Below are 15,162 nucleotides of genomic sequence, written 5' to 3'. Positions count from 1 at the left end.
ATATTCATACCTATGTCTGTTAGCTCACTACTGTTAAACCGCCAAAAAAATCGTCAATTATTGGCATTAGCAACACCAATGATACTGTCTAATATCACCATCCCACTTTTAGGATTAGTTGATACAGCTGTAATTGGACATCTAGGGCAAGCTTACTACTTGGGTGGCGTGGCCTTAGGAAGTACCATCATTACATTGATAGTATGGCTACTCGGTTTCTTACGAATGTCTACTACAGGGTTAGTTGCTCAAGCCTATGGTGCTAATGATACCTCAACTCAACATCAATTACTGATACAAGGCTGTAGCCTAGCATTAATCTTAGGCTTAGCTTGCGTGATCCTACAATCTCCACTACTTAATTTTGCGCTCAGCTTGAGCGATGCCAGCGAACAAGTGATGTTCTATTGCCGCCAATATGTCAATATTCGAATTTGGTCACTACCGTTTGCTCTTGTCAATTTAGTATTGCTAGGTTGGCTGCTCGGACGCCAAGCACCAAAAGCAGCCATGTGGCAGCTGATTATCGCTAATAGCGCTAATATTATTCTCGATATTGTGTTTGTCATGGTATTTAAATGGAATGTGCAAGGGGCGGCATTAGCATCAGTTATTGCTGATATCAGTGCATTTTCAGTTGGATTAGTCATGGTAAAGCGCCAACTGAAACTCACAGGCGAGCTGAATCTAAGCCACATGATTTCTCAATTAACATGGCGTGGATATGCTCGTTTACTCACCTTAAACCGCGACATTTTTATCCGTAGTCTGTGTTTGCAAGCTGCCTTTAGCTTTATGACTTTTTATGGTGCAGGCTTAGGCGACAACATTATTGCCGCCAACGCGGTACTGCTTAATTTATTGATGTTGATATCGTATGCGCTCGATGGCATAGCCTATTATGCCGAAGCTGAAGTGGGACGGGCATTTGGTAAAAAAGACCCCAAATTGCTTCATGAAAGCGTAGTGTTAGCTTTTTGCTGGTCTGCAATGGTAGCTGTTTTATTTAGCCTGCTATTTTGGCTAACAGGGCCGTGGATTATTCAGTTATTAACCAATATAGAGGCGGTACAAGATGCCGCAAACAATGATTTAATATGGCTGATTTTTATGCCTATCTTGGCATTTGGTTGCTACTTGTTTGATGGCGTATATATTGGCGCTGCTCGCGGAAATATTATGCGTAATAGTATGATAATAGCTACATTTGGAATTTACTTTCCATGCTGGTACTTATTGCAAGGATGGGGTAACGATAGTCTTTGGGCGGCAATGTCGGTATTTATGTTATGCCGCAGCCTTACCCTTGGCTGGCATTATTACTATAGGCTCAGGTTTCAACTGTTGACCACGTAATAGTATTTGTGGATCACAATTGCTTCACTAAATGATCGCCCTTTTCGCTTTAAGGCTGATGAGAATTTCAATTATGTTTCATTGAAATTCAACCTTATAAGCAAACATACGTAGTTTCGAAAGACTCGGCACACCAGTAAACTGTAAAAAATTAAAATGGTAATATTGCATAACCCAACTAGTCCATATTATTACAAACGAGAGTACCATGACCCAAGAATTGATTATCACAGATATTGAAGTTGGCAGCGGGAAAGCGGCCGTTAAAGGCGCATTAATTACTACTCGTTATAGCGGCCGATTAGCCGACGGAAGCCAGTTTGATGCTTCAGATGCATTTCAGTGTGTCATCGGTACTGGCAGAGTCATTAAAGGCTGGGATCAAGGTATTATCGGTATGAATGTAGGTGGTAAGCGAAAGCTATCTGTTCCAGCTCATCTAGCCTATGGAGAGCGCCAGATTGGCGATCGTATCCCGGCAAACTCAGATTTGTTTTTTGATATTGAATTACTTGAAGTTCTGACACGGGACGACTAAATAACCTCAACTCGGTATAACAAACGCCGCTCAAACAGCACTCTACCTTGCTAGCGGTGTAAAATGAACTTGCAATAAGTTAGTCGGTTAATATCTAATCGATACCAACAAAAAAACGCGACCCCATAATAAGGTCGCGTTTTCGTTTATTAGCAGTAATTCATCACGCGATTAAGCGTAAGAATGTTCGCCATGCTGATGTTCTGTTACATCACGAACGCCAGTTAATTCCGTAGGGAACATATCTAATAGTTGTTTTTCGATACCATCTTTTAAGGTGATATCAACTTGAGAGCAACCGTTACAACCACCACCAAACTGCAATACCGCAACACCATCTTCGGTAATTTCTACCAACATAATATTACCGCCATGGCTGGCAAGTTGTGGATTAATTTCAGACTGAATAACATACTCAATGCGTTCAACTAATGGAGCATCAGCACCAACTTTACGCATTTTTGCATTTGGTGCTTTTAAGGTTAACTGCGAACCAAGCTGATCGGTAACAAAATCAATGCTGGCGTCATCTAAAAAAGGTGCGCTTTTTTCATCAACCATGGCACTGAAACCATTAAAAGGTAATTCAGTATCATCAGCTTCAACCGCATCAGGTGGACAATAAGACACACCGCATTCTGCTTGCGCTGTACCAGGGCTGATAACAAAAACACGAATGTGAGTGCCTTCAGGTTGGTCGGCCAATAATTTGACGAAATGGGCCTGAGCTGTATCGGTAATGGTGATCATAAAAACCTGCTCCGTCAGGGTATACCTGAGTAATTTAGTAAGAATTAGGCCTATGATACTCTGTGTTGCATTTGCTTTGTAGTCTAGGGAAGCCTAGATTTCGAAAAAATGATCTAGTTCAACTTTTTTTAACCATAAAGAAACCGCAATACGCCATATACCAAGAGTTACAAGACATATTAATTAATTGTTTTTATTTATAAAAAAACTTGTTATTACTCAAATTAAATTAATCTAACCGCAACCTAGGTCAATCTATACTCAAATTGCTTTAATCTAACAATCCCGGCGCCTCTGCACGAGCTAAGCACCAAGTTTGCACATGGACAAATTGTGGCTTAAATAATTGAGCAATTTCATTTACAGTCGTCCCAGTAGTAACGACATCATCAATCAGAGCAATACGCTGATATGCCGTTTTTTGTTGTAATTTGAATGCATCATGACAGTTTTTGCGTCTCCGTTTACCCGCTAATCCTGTTTGTGGTGCTGTATCAATCACTCGGATTAAACAAGTGTCGTCTACAGGAATATCCATTAATAAACTGAGTTCCTTTGCAATTAACCAAGCTTGGTTAAAACCTCGTTGCCGTAAACGGTTTGGATGCAAAGGTACTGGAATTAACACTTGTGGCCGTTTAATAATGCCATGTTTAACTAATAATGCTATTCGGCAAGCTAATTGTTGAGCTATTGCTTTGAGCGGTGCGCATTGTTGCTGGTATTTAATCGCGGCAATAAGAGGCCCTAATCCTTGGTGATAGCTACAAGGTGCAACCACCCAATTGGGCTCTTGTTTCAAACACTTTCCACAATAAGCCTGCAGCAGAGCTATTTCGCGACCACAACCTAAGCACACTTCGTGCTGATACAAACTCGTCGCTAAACACACTTGGCAAACACCTGTGAGCACTTGATTAGGAAACAATTGTTGATAACCCGTTTGATCTATCCTTTGCTGGCACAGCAGGCAACGGTTGGGTAAACTGCCTAGTAAAATTACCCTGACACGCTGAACGCGTTTAACGCATAACGCTAATATATGGGTAATGTCGATTGAAATATTGATTAACGGCATTGGCTATTCATTCCATTAAATAGACTCAAAAGAGGTGTTAACTGTGAGTTTTCCTGCATTGCATATTGATACCGTAGGCTCACAAGGCCAAGATATAGTGTTATTACACGGTTGGGGGGTGAATAACCAAGTATTCAGTCCATTACAAAACGCATTGCACCAGTATAGAGTGCATTATGTTGATTTGCCGGGTTTTGGTTTAAGTCCCAATATCGATGGTGATATTAAACAGTGGACACAGGCACTTGCTACACAACTTCCACAGCAGGCTATTTGGGTTGGTTGGTCGTTGGGAGGATTAATAGCGAGCCAAGTGGCCATCGATTACCCTGAGTCTGTGGCTGCATTAGTCACTATTGCCTCATCACCTTGTTTTATGGCCCGCGAAAGTGTTATGACTCACGAAAAAGACTACTCAACACCATCTTGGCCAGGTATCCAGCCTGAGGTGCTAGCACAATTTTCCAGCCAATTAAGTCGTGATTTATCTCGAACTGTTGAACGTTTTTTAGCCATTCAAGCTATGGGCAGTGATAATGCCAAATCTGATATTCAACACATAAAAAGCTTAGTGTTAAGCAAACCATTACCGACACAACAAGGGCTAGCCCAAGGGTTAGACATGTTAGCGCAGGTTGATTTACGCGCCTCGGTCACTCAAATACAGCAGCCATGGTTACGAATTTGGGGGAAATTAGATGGATTGGTTCCAAGAAAAATTATCACGTCATTACCTAGCCGCGACAACATTGAAGATATGGTGATAAATAAAGCATCACATGCACCGTTTATTTCGCATCCAGAGGAGTTTTTAGATCGTTTGTTACCTTGGATCATAAAATACTGCTAAAAATAACTGAATAAGACTTTAGACTTGGATAGATATTGACTATAATTTAGCCAAGGCTTGGAATTGGCAGAGTCCACATGATAATTACCACTCATTATCCGCAAATACCGCTAGCAACTTCAAATGTTGCGACGGATCTTGCTCGAGTGGACAACCAACAAAAACCACCGATTATTCCGCCACAAGAACCCGCAAAAGGTCATCAAGAACGTTCATTAAATCCACAAAATGAACGCGCTTCGACTTATATCGTTGCAGAAAAAAAGCAGCAGCAAGAACAAGCTAAACGACAACAGCAAAGTACCACTCAACAATCGTTAGAATCTAAAGTCATTGCCTCGCCTGCAATTCGGCCTCAAGTGATAAAAATCTTGGCCAGCCAGACACCCGCACTGCAACGTAAAGATATTCAACTAAAAACCCAAGTAGCCACCGCTAAAACGACACCAGAGCCTCGTCAACGCCAATCATTAGACGCAAGCGAACCAATTGCTATTTATCAACAATTTGGCCAACGAATTGGTCAATTTTATCAACAACAATCCGTTCCCGACAATCAATCGCAACTAAAAATACTAGCGTGATGTTTCGATTGCAGTAATATCAGCAATGGTCGGTTTAACCACTGTATTAGCCGAGCGATACAACATTTTATTGTAAGCTAAGCTACCCCACAACGCCCAACCTAAGGCCGTTTCCGCTTGTGTTTCATCCAATGTCGTCGGTGTTAATTTCTCGGTAGCAAAGTCATAATTGCAACTTTCGGCAGGTAATTCAGGCTGCAAAATAGTCATCTTATTTCCTTCTAGCAAACCAAAGTTTTTATCGTATTGCATCATCGCTCTACCAGGCCAAGAATCTGGCATTTTGGTTAAATCACGACCTAACATTGGATAGCTATCCGAAATACCCAATAACGAAATTAACGTCGGGGACATATCAATTTGGCTGACAACACGTGGGTCACGCTTCGCATCAATCCCATCACCTAAAATAAGCCCAGGGATACGGAAACGAGATACAGGAACTAGCGCAGCACCACCAACACGGCTGTCATGATCGGCAACAATCAAAAATAGAGTATCTTTCCAATAGTCTGATTTTTTGGCTTTCTTGAAAAACTCACCAACGGCATAGTCGGCATATTTTACTGCATTATGCATGGTATATTGTGGCTGCTCATACAGCTCAATACGGTCATCAGGAAACTCATATGGATCATGGTTACTTGAGCTAAACACTAAACTAAAGAATGGTTTACCTTCTTTGTGCATCCGCGAAAATTCTTCATCTGCTCTAAACAATAAATCCTCATCAGACACACCCCAAGACGCCACAAACGCGGGGTCTTTGTAGTCGCCTTGATCAACAATATCGGTAAATCCATTGCCTAAAAAGAAGCTGCGCATATTATCAAAATGACTTTCACCACCATAAATAAACTGCGTGGTATAACCATGTTGTTTTAATAAATCAGCAATGGTAAAGAAACCTGTTTGGCTCTTACCTAGTTTCACTACGGCACGTGCTGGCGTAGGCGTAAAACCCGTTGTCACCGCCTCAATACCTCTTACAGAACGCGTACCAGTAGCGTATAAATTTTCAAAAAACCATCCTTGTTTAGATAACTCATCAATATTGGGTGTTAATGGTAAACCACCTAAACTCCCGACAAAACGCGCACCTAAGCTTTCTTGTAAAATAATGACAAGGTTCTTTGGTTTACCAGTATAACTGGCTTGATTAAATGACAGTGTCGGTATGGTCGATGAGGTAAATGCACTCAGTGGCCGACCGCTTTCACGGCGAACAATATCAATAACATTATCATCGGCAAGCTTGCCATACACTTTCGATGCATCTTCTTCATTTCCCATCTGTTTAATCGCAAAAATCAATGAAAATGAGGAGTTAAGCACTAAAGAATTAATTAAAGGATCATCAGAAAATGCCACCAGTGAAGGGTTCAGTGGTCTATGTCCTAACGATGAACGTGCACCCAAAATGGTAATAGCAATGACGATAACACCCAGTACAGGACGCCAATACCATTTTGGATAACGAATATTCTGAGTAAGCTTACCGCTAAGCCACCAGCCACCCCATAAACTACCAATAGTGATAAACGCAGAAAGGATAAGCTCGGCTTTGCGCCCAGCCCATAGCATCGACAGTACTTCTTTGGGATAAACTAAATATTCAACATATAAACGGTTAGGCCTAAAACCATATTCGGCTATAAATGAGGGAGATGATGCCTCAAGGAAAATAATCACCCACAACCCCAGAGTTAACCATACTCGCAATATTATTAGCCAAGCACGGCCCACTAAATGCTCGCCCGAAAATACTACAGTACCTAACGCTGCAATGCCCCATAACCAACATACTGAAGCAAAATCAACGCGTAATCCTTGCAGGAATATATAACCCCAACCTTGAGCATCACTAACACGATCTGCCTGCCATAAGGACAAACCTAAACGGCTCACAGTCAATATAATCAATGATATAACACTGAATATAATGATGACTTGGAGTAAACTTCGTGAAGGGTGTGCTCTTGATGGCAACGAAGAACCTACGTTATGCCTAAAGGAATTTACAGCCATTTACTGCTCCAATATTATTATTATTTTTACTATGAACTAACATATATTCAACAAGTTATGCCAAACGTAATATTTTTATTATTTACAACAGATTAATGCTCATATCTTAAGGTCCAGTTACGTTAATAAATATTGTCTTTACTATTTGATCAAGCCAATCAAACTAAAATGTATATTCATATATTTATCAACAAATTAGATAGCACTCATAATAAGTAAGACCTTGTACACTAAATACTATCCGAGCATAAGACCCTGATTAATGATCAAAGTTCAGCAACAACAGACTTATATTAACGTTTTACTAACAATTTACGTCAATGGTTTATGACTCCTATGTGATCGGCATTCAAATAATTAAATCTAACTGTCTGCTACTGCAGGAATATGCAGACTAAACATTATTTTATCTGTAGGTACCAACTCAAAGCCAAATTCAAAACCATTTACTTTGGCAATATTTTCAACAATGGCTAATCCCAATCCATGGCGATCACTATTTGAGCGCGACTGTTCAGCTTGAAATAACGGTAACGTGAGTTTTTCTAGATCATTAACGTTTATGCTGGTCACTAATTGGTTTTCAACACTGATCTTTAACCCTTGATAATCTGTGGCTAATCGTATTTGAATCACAGATTGTGGTGGACTGTAATACAGTGCATTGTCGAATAAATTGCTTAAAATAAGGTGCAAAGAAAACTCATCAGCAATACAACTAAGATCCGATGCTTGGTTATTGATATTCAAACGAGAATGAATAGTCGAATACTTAAATGCTAACTCTTCAATAACTTGATTCACTAAGGTATTAATATTGATATGTTGACGATGCAGGCTAATATTTTCAGACGAGGCTTGCTGCAATAATAATAGATTATTGACAATGGTCTTCATCCGTAAACTAATACTCAATACATCTTGTTTATAACTTGCACCAATACGCTGATCATCCGGATATCGAATATAAATTTCACTCAAACTAATCAACTCACTGATAGGTGTTTTCAGCTCATGAGCAATATCGGCAGTAATACGTTTTTCTGTTTGTAAGTATTGCTGGCTAATTTTGACAAACTTATTGAGCTCATTACGAATAGGTTCTATTTCAAGGTAACGTTCTGAATCGGTAGACAAAGGGATGTGTTTTTGGGTGACATCGACATTTTTTAGCGACATATTAAGGTCGTTTAATGGCGTCAAACCACGATGAATAACCTTCACTACAGCCCAACGGATCAACACAATCACCAGCAGTAAACCAATGGCTAGACTAGAATCAATGATCACTAATATTTGCGACAAATCTTCAGTAGTAATGGCTATTGTTAACCACATGGGTTCAACTTTACCCATTATTGAACGATTAACTTTCGGTACTTGCGGCTCAAAATACGACACCATCGCCCGACCATCTCGCCCATCGGGTAACACCACATCGGCAAAAAAGGTACTATTAACTGGTATGTCTTTTTTAAGTAAATCTACCCCCGCAAAAGCACGTAACGATTCGGAGCGTTCAAACACGTTCGAGCCTTGCCATAACTGGAAAAAACTCGCTTTGGTTGAAATACCAAATTCAGGCATAAATTCGCCAGAAAAATCAAACTCGGTGCCTTGCGGTGTTACTTTAACCAATGTTTTAAGATAGTTAGACTTATCAGTTAATGCGCTATCAAATTCAGCATCAACCCAGTTATCAATGCTGATATCAATAGCAAGAAAAACTATAATTAAAATAGCTGATACCACATAGGTCATAGTATTGACTAAATTAGTTGTTAACGACCTCATTAATGTTCACCCACAAAATAGCCAAAACCACGTTTATTTTTAATCGGTAACGTCGCGCCAACCGCTTTGGCTTTTTTACGTACTGACGATAAATGAGCCTCGATGGTATTTTTCGATAAATGGTTAAATGACCCCACTACCGCTTCACTAATTTGCTCAGGGTTGAGTATTTGCTTAGGATTATTAAATAAATATTCGACGATTTTAAATTCGTTTTTAGTCAAATCGATATTATGGCCATTAGCATGAAGTGACTTATTACTGGTATCGAGGACAAAGTCAGCAATACAAATCGATTTAACGTGTTGATTCAAGCCGCCACGACGGCCAAGGGTAATTAACCTTGCTTGTAACTCATCAAATGAAAATGGTTTGCACAAATAATCATCAGCACCCGATAACAAGCCATTAACCCGATCTTCTGCTTGAGATTTAGCGGACAAAATAATGACTTTAGCTTGATTGCCTAGCTTACGAATACTCTTAAGCAAACTGATCCCATCAACATTAGGCAGCATTAAATCTAAAATAATAAAGTCATACTGATTAGTTAGCGCCATGCTTAACCCTTCAGAACCATCGCCAGTTTCATCAACGGTATAACCTAAATGATCTAACCCCACTCTAATGCCGCGACGCAGTGCTTCAGAGTCTTCAATTAACAACACTTTCATTGAGTGTCCTTTATCATAATGATGCCTATATCCATATCACAATTGCCGCCTAAATGGAGAGAACTTAATGTTATTCCCTATGATGTGAGCACATAGATTATGCCCACAAAATAACCCACCAAACAATCGCTGCCATCAACATACTGACAAACACAAACGCCGAAGCTATATCTTTGGCTAAACCAGACATGGTATGAAACTCAAGACCAATACGGTCAACTACCACCTCAATTGCAGTGTTAACCAGTTCGGCAAACAATACAAATAGTAATGCCAGTACTAACAGAGCCGATTGCGGCGCGCTAATATTTGCCATACAGGCAAATACCGTTAACGGTATAAACAACAATAACTCTTGTTGAAACGCTGCTTCATTACTGCACATCCACTTTAGCCCATTAAAGGAATGTTTACAGGTATACAATAACCGCATAACTCCATGGCGTTTAACCACAATCTTAGGCTGCTTTGTAGTGGCATTATGTGTTGCACTATTATCAGATGTTGATGATGATGAAAAAGATGGTGTCATGTGAATGTCCCTAGCTAATTTTACAATCGGTGGTGATATCTAACTTAGGGTCGCGCACCGAAGTGCTCACACCGTAAAGCCCTAGCAATGTATGGAACAAGTTGTCATGGGAATATTCACCATTCATTGCATGATCCACAATACATTTACGATCAACCGCTTTTGCTTCTGTAAAATCTTGCGGTAACCACATCAACCATGGCACATGAGTTTGTTGGCTCGGCGCAATGCTATAAGGGGTGCCGTGTAAATACATTCCACTTTCACCCAACGATTCACCATGGTCAGATAAATACACCAGCGCGACGTTATACTTGTCTTGATACTCCTTAAGCACATTGATGGTTTTGGCTAATACAAAGTCGGTATAGGCAATAGTATTGTCGTATACATTGACAATTTCTTGGTCGCTACAATTTTCAATGTCACTGCGACGACAAGCTGGGCCAAACAGCGCTTTATCTGCGGGATAACGTTGCCAATAAGTCGGTCCGTGGCTACCAATAGTATGTAAAGCGATAAATTCATTTTCTAAACTTTTTCCCGACAGTGCACTTGCTTCACTTACTTGTTGTAATTTTTGGCTGAGCTTTTCGACTAAAATCTCGTCGTAACAACTTAAGCCATCACACAATGGATTTGGCTCACTCGGCGAAATATCAATCTTATTAATGCGGGATCCAACGTCTTTATCACCACCATCATTTTCAAACCATGTCACATCTACACCAGCTGCTTTAATCACATCAAGTACGTTATTTTGTGCATCGGCAGCTTCACGATTGTAATTATCATGAGTTAAACTTGAGAACATACACGGTAACGAATGTGCTGTAGCGGTGCCACAAGACGACACATTTTGTAAGGCAATCATGCCTAGGTTTTCTGTATAGGGGTTGGTATTACGTTGATAACCGTTATAAGCCATATCTTGTGCTCGAGCCGTTTCGCCTACAACAACTACCATTAATGTTGGCTTGTCATTCATATTTACGGTCAACTGTGCATCTTGACCAATAGGATTAAAGGTTAATTTTTCAGTAAAGTAACGTCGATTTAAGTATTTAACCGTATTGTAAATGTGTGCAGGAATAATCATCTTATTTAGGTACTTATTGTTGCGACCCACTGATGCATAGTCCTTGTAAAAAAACAGCACCATTGCACCCACAATCGCTAAACCAACAAGCACAAAGCCAACACGACGAAACAGCGCTTTAGTGAACGAAGGAGAACTCGTTAATTTGGTGCGATACAACCATACAGAAGGCAATACGCCAAAAATGAAAATATAACCAATTGAAGACAAGCTTATGTATGAAATAGCTTCTCCAGAATTTGTCTCAAATATATTCTCAATCATGCCGTAATCGAACATGACATTATATTTCAACATGGCATACATTGCCGCTGACGATGTCAGTAGCAATAGAATCATCAATGGCTTAAATACGAAACGAAAAGCAAATAAACTGAATATCACCATAAAGCAACCACTCAGCAATAGGGCTGGTGACAAAGAAAATAACACATGACCGTCTGCTGATAATTGATAGATTTTACGGATTAACGGAAAATTTAATACCAAGCCAAAATAGACAGCGATAATGCAGGTCATTGCCTCGTAACTGATGCTTTTGGGGGTGAAACTGGATAATGTTTTCGGTAGTAATTTCAATTTTGCCACTCGCAATAAACTCGACTGGCGCTGATATTCAACCAAAACACTGAAGATTTACTGAATAAAAACTGAATTATTACTGTGAGGCTTTATTAAGTTTCAAAATATAAAAGTTAACTACAAAAAAGGCCCTCACATATTAGTGTAAGGGCCTTTTAATCAACAAATTAGAACATGTGTTTTACCACACTCTAATTTTTATTATTTTTTGAACTTAGCAAAAGCATCAGCAAACGCATTACCCATTGCGGCATTTTGTGGTGCTTTAACAGGCTTATTGGCTGGTTTATTATGAGCCACACTTTTGGTATTGGCTGAAGATTTACCTGCAGTAGGCTTTTTCTGGTAACTATTTTGTGGTTTACCTTGTGACTGTCTGGTCGCTTTTTCAGTATCTATTTTTTCATCAAGACGCATGCTTAATGCAATACGACGACGCTCAATATCCACTTCCATCACTTTCACTTTAACCACATCGCCCGCTTTTACCACTGTATGAGGGTCGCTGACAAATTTGTCGGTTAACGATGAAATATGCACTAAACCATCTTGATGCACACCCACATCAACAAAGGCTCCAAAATTAGTCACGTTGGTTACCACACCTTCCAAAATCATCTCGACTTTAAGGTGCTTCAACTCTTCTATACCGTCTTTAAAACTCGCCGTTTTAAACTCACCACGCGGATCGCGCCCAGGCTTATCTAACTCGGCCAAAATATCATTAATAGTCGGTACACCAAATGAGTCGGTAACAAAATCGGCAGCATTTATCTGTTTTAACAAATCACTATTACCAATCAGTTCAGTTAATGCTAATTGCTTAGCGCCAGCAATCGACTCAACTAAACTATATGCTTCAGGATGAACAGATGACGAATCTAAAGGATTATCACCATTGCGAATACGTAAGAAACCCGCCGCTTGTTCATAAGCTTTAGGCCCTAAACGTGCCACATTTAATAGTTGTTTGCGGTTAGTAAATTGACCATTGGTATCACGGAAATCAACTACATTTTTAGCTAAGGTTTTGGTTAACCCTGCCACTTGCGTTAATAACGGTGCCGATGCCATGTTTAAATCAACACCGACAGCATTAACACAATCTTCAACGACGGCATCGAGCGACTGTGATAACTGGCTTTGGCTTACATCATGCTGATATTGGCCTACGCCAATCGCTTTGGGTTCAATTTTTACCAGCTCTGCCAGCGGGTCTTGTAAACGACGCGCTATCGATACCGCACCACGAATTGACACATCAAGGTTAGGAAATTCATTAGCAGCAAACTCAGAGGCAGAATACACAGATGCACCCGCTTCACTCACAATCACTTTAGTCAATGTCGGGTTGGTTTCTTTTACTGCTGCAATTAATTCGCCAGTCAGTTTGTCGGTTTCACGAGAGCCTGTACCATTACCTATCGCAATAATTTCAACCTTGTGCATCGTCACTAAGTTACTCAAGGTGCGGATTGATTTATCCCACAAGTTTTGCGGTGCATGGGGGAAAATAGTGGTGTGTGCGACAAGTTTGCCAGTGTTATCTACAATCGCTACTTTCACACCAGTACGAATACCAGGATCAAGCCCCATAGTCGCTTTAGCACCAGCAGGAGCCGCCATTAATAAATCACCCAGATTACGGGCAAACACTCTAATGGCTTCTTCTTCCGCTCGTTCACGCATCTTAGCAATAAACTCGGTTTCCATTTGCAAAGCGACTTTAATCCGCCAAGTCGAGGTCACTACGGTTTTCAACCATTCATCAACGCTACTATTCGTTAATGCTAACGCAAAGTGATCGCTAATAATCACTTCACAATAACTGCCTTCTGTTGCTTGAGTATCGGGATCAGCGTTCATTGACAGGCTTAATACGCCTTCGTTACGACCGCGCAGCATGGCTAAAGCACGATGTGATGGGATTTTGCTCATCAGCTCATTGTGTTCAAAATAGTCGCGGAATTTAGCGCCTTCTTTCTCTTTACCTTTCACCATGCGGCTTTCAAGCACCGCTTGCTGTAATAAATGCTGGCGTACTTTACGTAGCAACTCTGCATCTTCGGCAAAGCGTTCCATTAAGATATAACGAGCTCCATCAAGTACCGCTTTAGCATCAGCAAATCCTGCTTGTGGATTAAGAAACTCAGCAGCCTTAGCATCTATATCGACTTGGCGATCGGCTAACACAGCATCGACTAGCGGCTCAATACCGGCTTCGATAGCTATTTGGCCTTTAGTACGACGCTTTGGTTTGTATGGCAGGTATAAATCTTCAAGGCGGGTCTTGCTGTCGGCATCATTAATCGCTTGGGATAACACAGGCGTTAACTTACCTTGCGCCTCAATACTCGACAAAATCACTTGGCGACGATCATGTAACTCTCGTAAATAGCCTAAGCGAGAAAACAAGTTACGTAATTGAGTATCATCTAAGCCACCAGTGGCTTCTTTACGGTAGCGCGCCACAAACGGTACTGTTGCACCATCATCTAAAAGCGCGATGGTCGCAGTGACCTGTTGTTCACGAACATTCAGTTCTTGAGCGATAATCTGGGCAATATTATGCATAATCAATCGAATTCGACATGGTTTAAAATAAAATTATGCCAAAGATACCATAAAGACCACCAGTTCGCTGCTAGTACGAAAGGCTTTATGATGTCTTTATAGATAATCGATAAAAAGAATGCATCATCGGGCATGAAGTGCTAAAACACAGATGTTAATATTACAGCTTAATATAAAACCTCACTGTTCTTTGACCACATTAAGAGTAAACCGCGTGAAAACTAAGTTAATCACTTTAGAAGGCTACAATAAGCTCAGAATTGAGCACGACTACTTGTGGAAAGAACAGCGTCCTGAAGTGACTAAAATTGTCACTTGGGCGGCAGGTTTAGGTGATCGTTCTGAAAATGCCGATTATCAGTTCAACAAGCGTTTATTAAGGCAAATTGATCGCCGTGTACGCTATCTACGCAAGCTGTTGCCCGAACTCAAGATAGTCTATTACGCTCCAGAACAAGAAGGCAAAGTGTTTTTTGGTGCCACGGTTGAAATCGAAAACGACGCCGGTGACATAAAAACCTTTAAAATTGTCGGCCCTGAAGAAATTTACGACGAACGTAAAGATTACATCTCAATTGACTCACCCATGGCTCGCGCTTTACTCAAAAAACAAGTCGATGACGAAGCCGTGGTCAGTACTCCACAAGGCGACAAAACTTGGTATATCAATAAAATTACTTATATAAAAAAATAGAAGTAATCAGATGGTTGAACGATAAAATC

13 protein-coding genes are annotated in these 15,162 nt (G+C 40.4%); 5 read left to right on the top strand and 8 right to left on the bottom strand.

Going from position 1 to position 15,162, the window contains the following annotated elements; genetic code table 11:
* The first annotated feature begins 12 nt into the window (after nucleotides 1–12).
* Nucleotides 13–1,356, top strand: a complete 1,344-nt coding sequence (gene dinF / locus FH971_RS01145; protein ID WP_140233046.1) for an MATE family efflux transporter DinF — start codon at nucleotides 13–15, stop codon at nucleotides 1,354–1,356.
* Nucleotides 1,357–1,564: 208 nt separating this feature from the next.
* On the top strand, nucleotides 1,565–1,894 hold the full coding sequence (locus FH971_RS01140) for an FKBP-type peptidyl-prolyl cis-trans isomerase (protein WP_140233045.1): 330 nt from the start codon (nucleotides 1,565–1,567) through the stop codon (nucleotides 1,892–1,894).
* Between the two features lie 171 nt (nucleotides 1,895–2,065).
* Here the strand turns inward: FH971_RS01140 and nfuA are convergent, their stop codons facing one another.
* Together nfuA and FH971_RS01130 are read right to left on the bottom strand one after the other, a co-directional pair.
* Nucleotides 2,066–2,644 (bottom strand): Fe-S biogenesis protein NfuA, encoded by a 579-nt coding sequence (nfuA, locus tag FH971_RS01135; RefSeq protein WP_137223746.1) that lies wholly within the window; start codon nucleotides 2,642–2,644, stop codon nucleotides 2,066–2,068.
* 271 nt (nucleotides 2,645–2,915) lie between these two features.
* The gene (locus FH971_RS01130; RefSeq protein WP_140233044.1) at nucleotides 2,916–3,722 is read right to left on the bottom strand and encodes a ComF family protein; all 807 of its coding nucleotides are present in this window, start codon (nucleotides 3,720–3,722) and stop codon (nucleotides 2,916–2,918) included.
* Between the two features lie 43 nt (nucleotides 3,723–3,765).
* On the opposite strand from FH971_RS01130, the gene bioH reads away from it, so the two are divergent.
* A complete protein-coding gene (gene bioH / locus FH971_RS01125; RefSeq protein WP_140233043.1) occupies nucleotides 3,766–4,572 on the top strand; it encodes a pimeloyl-ACP methyl ester esterase BioH in 807 nt (268 codons plus the stop codon).
* 77 nt (nucleotides 4,573–4,649) lie between these two features.
* Nucleotides 4,650–5,156: a hypothetical protein gene (locus FH971_RS01120; protein ID WP_140233042.1), complete on the top strand. Its 507-nt coding sequence runs from the start codon at nucleotides 4,650–4,652 to the stop codon at nucleotides 5,154–5,156.
* Here FH971_RS01120 and FH971_RS01115 read toward each other — a convergent pair.
* From FH971_RS01115 to FH971_RS01090, 6 genes are all read right to left on the bottom strand, one after another.
* Nucleotides 5,148–7,184, bottom strand: a complete 2,037-nt coding sequence (locus FH971_RS01115; RefSeq protein WP_240778422.1) for an LTA synthase family protein — start codon at nucleotides 7,182–7,184, stop codon at nucleotides 5,148–5,150. The genes FH971_RS01120 and FH971_RS01115 overlap by 9 nt on opposite strands.
* 363 nt (nucleotides 7,185–7,547) lie before the next feature.
* Entirely contained in the window at nucleotides 7,548–8,978 is a 1,431-nt protein-coding gene (locus FH971_RS01110) for a sensor histidine kinase (RefSeq protein ID WP_140233041.1), read from the bottom strand.
* Nucleotides 8,978–9,652: a response regulator transcription factor gene (locus tag FH971_RS01105; RefSeq protein ID WP_137223756.1), complete on the bottom strand. Its 675-nt coding sequence runs from the start codon at nucleotides 9,650–9,652 to the stop codon at nucleotides 8,978–8,980. The genes FH971_RS01110 and FH971_RS01105 overlap by 1 nt, the downstream gene beginning before the upstream one ends.
* Nucleotides 9,653–9,749: 97 nt before the next feature.
* Entirely contained in the window at nucleotides 9,750–10,184 is a 435-nt protein-coding gene (locus FH971_RS01100) for a diacylglycerol kinase (protein WP_140233040.1), read from the bottom strand.
* Nucleotides 10,185–10,194: 10 nt separating this feature from the next.
* Nucleotides 10,195–11,871, bottom strand: coding sequence for a phosphoethanolamine transferase (locus tag FH971_RS01095; protein ID WP_276611786.1), 1,677 nt, complete (start codon nucleotides 11,869–11,871; stop codon nucleotides 10,195–10,197).
* Nucleotides 11,872–12,066: 195 nt separating this feature from the next.
* Nucleotides 12,067–14,439, bottom strand: a complete 2,373-nt coding sequence (locus FH971_RS01090; protein WP_137223758.1) for a Tex family protein — start codon at nucleotides 14,437–14,439, stop codon at nucleotides 12,067–12,069.
* A 214-nt stretch (nucleotides 14,440–14,653) separates the two neighbouring features.
* Between FH971_RS01090 and greB the strand changes: the two genes are divergently transcribed.
* A complete protein-coding gene (greB, locus tag FH971_RS01085) occupies nucleotides 14,654–15,133 on the top strand; it encodes a transcription elongation factor GreB (protein WP_140233039.1) in 480 nt (159 codons plus the stop codon).
* The last annotated feature ends 29 nt before the right edge of the window (nucleotides 15,134–15,162 follow it).

It is taken from the genome of Shewanella polaris (assembly GCF_006385555.1).
GTDB classification, from domain to species: domain Bacteria; phylum Pseudomonadota; class Gammaproteobacteria; order Enterobacterales; family Shewanellaceae; genus Shewanella; species Shewanella polaris.
This window is presented reverse-complemented; position numbering and strand designations above follow the sequence as displayed.

Excerpts from the sequence above, each read along its gene's own strand:
- nfuA (WP_137223746.1), bottom strand. The coding sequence starts at position 2,644 with ATGATCACCATTACCGATACAGCTCAGGCCCATTTCGTCAAATTATTG.
- dinF (WP_140233046.1), top strand. The coding sequence starts at position 13 with ATGTCTGTTAGCTCACTACTGTTAAACCGCCAAAAAAATCGTCAATTA.
- FH971_RS01105 (WP_137223756.1), bottom strand. The coding sequence starts at position 9,652 with ATGAAAGTGTTGTTAATTGAAGACTCTGAAGCACTGCGTCGCGGCATT.
- FH971_RS01110 (WP_140233041.1), bottom strand. The coding sequence starts at position 8,978 with ATGAGGTCGTTAACAACTAATTTAGTCAATACTATGACCTATGTGGTA.
- FH971_RS01140 (WP_140233045.1), top strand. The coding sequence starts at position 1,565 with ATGACCCAAGAATTGATTATCACAGATATTGAAGTTGGCAGCGGGAAA.
- FH971_RS01115 (WP_240778422.1), bottom strand. The coding sequence starts at position 7,184 with ATGGCTGTAAATTCCTTTAGGCATAACGTAGGTTCTTCGTTGCCATCA.
- FH971_RS01120 (WP_140233042.1), top strand. The coding sequence starts at position 4,650 with ATGATAATTACCACTCATTATCCGCAAATACCGCTAGCAACTTCAAAT.
- FH971_RS01090 (WP_137223758.1), bottom strand. The coding sequence starts at position 14,439 with ATGCATAATATTGCCCAGATTATCGCTCAAGAACTGAATGTTCGTGAA.
- FH971_RS01130 (WP_140233044.1), bottom strand. The coding sequence starts at position 3,722 with ATGCCGTTAATCAATATTTCAATCGACATTACCCATATATTAGCGTTA.
- FH971_RS01100 (WP_140233040.1), bottom strand. The coding sequence starts at position 10,184 with ATGACACCATCTTTTTCATCATCATCAACATCTGATAATAGTGCAACA.